Here is a 3,267-nt window from a genome sequence, read left to right as displayed (position 1 = left end):
GCCGCAACTGCGCGACCGCCCGCGCCTCCCGGAAGGAGTGCTCCCGCCGCCTGCGCGCGTCCTCCTCGGACAGCGAGTCGTCCAGGGTGAGTTCCTTGACGGCCACCTGACGGCCCAGCACCAGATCGTCGGCCCGCCAGACGACACCCATCCCGCCGCGTCCGATGCGCGCCTCAAGGCGGTAACGGCCCGCGACCACACGGAGGTCGTGCCCCTCGGTCCCCATACCGCCCATCATGCCGCACCGGACCCACCCCTTCCGGGGCGCTGACCGGCCAAGGTACGAAGGTGGCGGCCGATTCAGCCCTCCTGGAAGCTCCGGAGAATCCAGGTGAACTGCTTCTTGGTGGTGGGCCAGTCGTCGGCCGGGGAGGACGAGTAGAGGGCGTACTCGGTGTCGTCGGCGTTCATGTAGCCGACGTCGATGGCGTGGTACGGACCCGGGAAGTAGTGGGGGCCGTCCTTGGCCAGGGCGTTCCAGGTGTACTCCCAGCGGGCGCCCGGCTCGTCGCGGAAGACCTCCTCCTTGAGGACCAGCCGCTTGTACTCCAGCAGCCGGGCCGAGACCCGCTGGTCCAGGTCGGTCAGGTGCTCGTAGGAGGTCCGGAAGTCCGGGTCGGTGTCGACGGCCACCCGCACGAGGTGCTTGCCCTTGTCGGGTGAGTAGTCGACCTGCCGGATGCCGTCCTTGTCGATGGAGACGGACCGCTTCCAGCCCTTGGGCAGGGAGAGGCTGAAGCCGACCGGGTCGTCGTACCGCTCCCAGTCGTCGGGGACGGCGTTGGAGCCGTTCGTGGCAGACGCGGAGGGGCTCTCGGCGGGGTCGTCCGTGCCCGCCGCATGGTGGCCGCCACCGCCCCACTGCAGATAGCCGAAGGTCAGGCTCGCGCCGAAGACCAGGACGGCCGCGGCGGCCAGGGCGAGCATGCGGGTGCGATGGCCGCGGCGGGCCGGGGTCACCGGGGTGACGGCCGTGTCGCGGGGCGCGGGCGCGGTGCTCTGCGGGGGTGGGGTGAACACCGGCGCGGTCTGCGTCCGGCGTCCCGCCGCCGCGTCGTCCAGCATGCGCTCGGCCGTGGTCAGGTCCGGGCGGCGGGCGGGGTCCTTGTGCAGCAGGGCGGCGATGACCGGGGCGAGGGGGCCGGCGTGCCGGGGCTCCTCGGCGTCCTCCTCCACGACGGCTTGCATGGTGCCCAGGGCCGAGGTGCGGCGGAACGGCGAACGCCCCTCGACGGCGGTGTACAGCGTCGCACCGAGCGCCCAGAGGTCGGACGCGGGACCAGGGTCGTGCCCGCGTATGCGCTCCGGCGCGAGGTAGTCGACCGAGCCGACGACCTCACCCGTACGGGTGATGGTGCTGTCGCCCTCTATCTGCGCGATGCCGAAGTCGGTGAGCAGCACCCGGCTGTCCCGGCCCAGCAGGACGTTGCCGGGCTTCACATCCCGGTGCAGCACCCCCGCCGTGTGCGCCGCGCGCAGTGCCCGCAGCACCCACAGCCCGATCCGCGCGGCCTCGCGGGGCTCGATCCGCCCGCGCTCCTTGACCGCGTCGGCCAGCGACTCCCCCTCGACCAGCTCCATCACGATCCACGGGCGGCCGTCGTGCTCCAGCACGTCGTGCACGGTGACGACGGCGGAGTGGTTGATGCGCGCGGCCGCGCGGGCCTCGGCGCGGGTACGGGCCAGCAGCACGTGCTGGTCGCTCTCGGAGACGTACAGCGCCGCGGTCAGCTCCTTGACGGCGACCTTCCGGTGCAGCACCTCGTCATGGGCGCGCCACACCCGTCCCATGCCACCGCTGCCGATGGAATCGGTGAGCCGGTAGCGGCCCGCCACGAGCTGGCCCTGCATCTGATTCACGTTGCCCCGCAATGCTCTTGTCAGGGTCAGACTATGGACCGGCCCCCGCCCAGGGAACCGGCGGGGTGCCACGGAATCGGCACTGTGACTGTTGTCGCTTCCGCACAGTCCGTGCAACCGAACGCCCACTTCCGCGAGGGGCCCTGTCGGAGCGTCGGCTCAGTCGGTGTAGCGGTAGGTGGCCGTCGCCTGGTCGTACAGCCGGGTGACCTCGTCCCGCTCCGCCTCCGGGCCGCGCACCTGCACGATGTGGTACCGCCCGTTCAGCAGCATCGCCATGTTGCGCACGAACAGGTCGCGCCCCTGGGCGTCGGTCCAGGTGAACTGCCCTTCGGCCATGGTCCGTCCGCCCACCTCGATGGTGCGCAGCCCGGACGCCGTGGCCCAGCTGGAGTCGCGGTACGGCTGCAACTCCCTTTCCTTGTCCCGCTGGTACACCATCGGGTCGGTGCCGTAGGTGGAGGTGCTGTCCCGGCCGGGCACCACGACCAGCTCGAAGTTGCCGTGCGAGTAGACCACTTGGCCACTGCCGTTGCGCGGGGCGTGCGACCATCCCTTGGCGACGGCGACCTTGAAGCCGGCCGGGTCGGTGCGCAGGGTGAACCCGTCCGCCGCCGCTCCTCCGCCGGTCTGGGTCTCGGTGGCGGGCGAGGACGCGGTGGGCCCGTCGTCCGGGGTGCTCGCCGCATCCGACGGCTGCCGCTCGTGGGAGGGCGCGGGGCTCGCCGGCCCCGCCGCTCCGGCACGGTCGCCGTCCTCGCCCTGCTTGGGCATGAACATCACCGCGTACGCCACGGCCCCGGCCAGCAGCAGGAGGACGAGCAGCAGCAGGGTGCGGCCGAGGTTGCGCGGGGAGCCCTGCGCCTCCTGCCGGGCCCGCTTGTGCCGGGCGTGCGGATGCGGAACCGGCGCCTTGTTGCGGCGCCGCCACCGGGCCAGCTCACCGCGCCGGCGCACTATCGGCAGCCGCGTCGGGTCGGCGGGCGGCACCGGCACCACATGGGCACCGGCGTCCGGCTCGGGCGCGGACCGCACCAGCGAGCGCAGCCAGCCGCTCAGCTCCTCGAAGTCGATCCGCTCGGTGGGATCCTGACGCAGCAGCGACTCCACGACCGGGCGCAGCGGCCCGCACTCCTCGGCGTAGGCGGGCGGCTCCGCGCACACCAGTTGCACCAGCTCGGCGGTGGACTCCTCCGGGTAGGGCGCGTGTCCCTGGACGGCGCGGAAGAGCAGCGCGCCGAGCGCCCACAGGTCGGTCGCGGGGCCGACGGGCGCGGCCAGTTGCCAGTTCTCGTGCACCGGGCCGGCCTGCTCGGGCGCCCACCGCTCGGTCACCGGGCCGACCACGGTCATCCGCATGTGCCGCGACCGCTCGGCCGCGATGGCGGTACCGGGCCCGCGCCGCGC

Annotated in this window: 1 protein-coding gene and 2 pseudogenes; all 3 read right to left on the bottom strand. The window is 73.1% G+C overall.

The window, feature by feature from the left end; genetic code table 11:
• A pseudogene (locus tag GT030_RS16765) lies at nucleotides 1-226 on the bottom strand (serine/threonine protein kinase); the annotation flags it as partial.
• A gap of 74 nt (nucleotides 227-300) precedes the next feature.
• Complete coding sequence (locus tag GT030_RS16760; protein ID WP_161201790.1) at nucleotides 301-1,851, bottom strand: serine/threonine-protein kinase; 1,551 nt, start codon at nucleotides 1,849-1,851, stop codon at nucleotides 301-303.
• 168 nt (nucleotides 1,852-2,019) lie between these two features.
• Nucleotides 2,020-3,267: pseudogene (locus GT030_RS16755) on the bottom strand (serine/threonine protein kinase); the annotation flags it as partial.

The organism is Streptomyces sp. SID1328, assembly GCF_009865595.1.
Taxonomy (GTDB): Bacteria; Actinomycetota; Actinomycetes; order Streptomycetales; family Streptomycetaceae; genus Streptomyces; species Streptomyces griseoluteus.
Note: the sequence above shows the minus strand (reverse complement) of the source record. Positions and strands in the feature narration are given on the sequence as shown.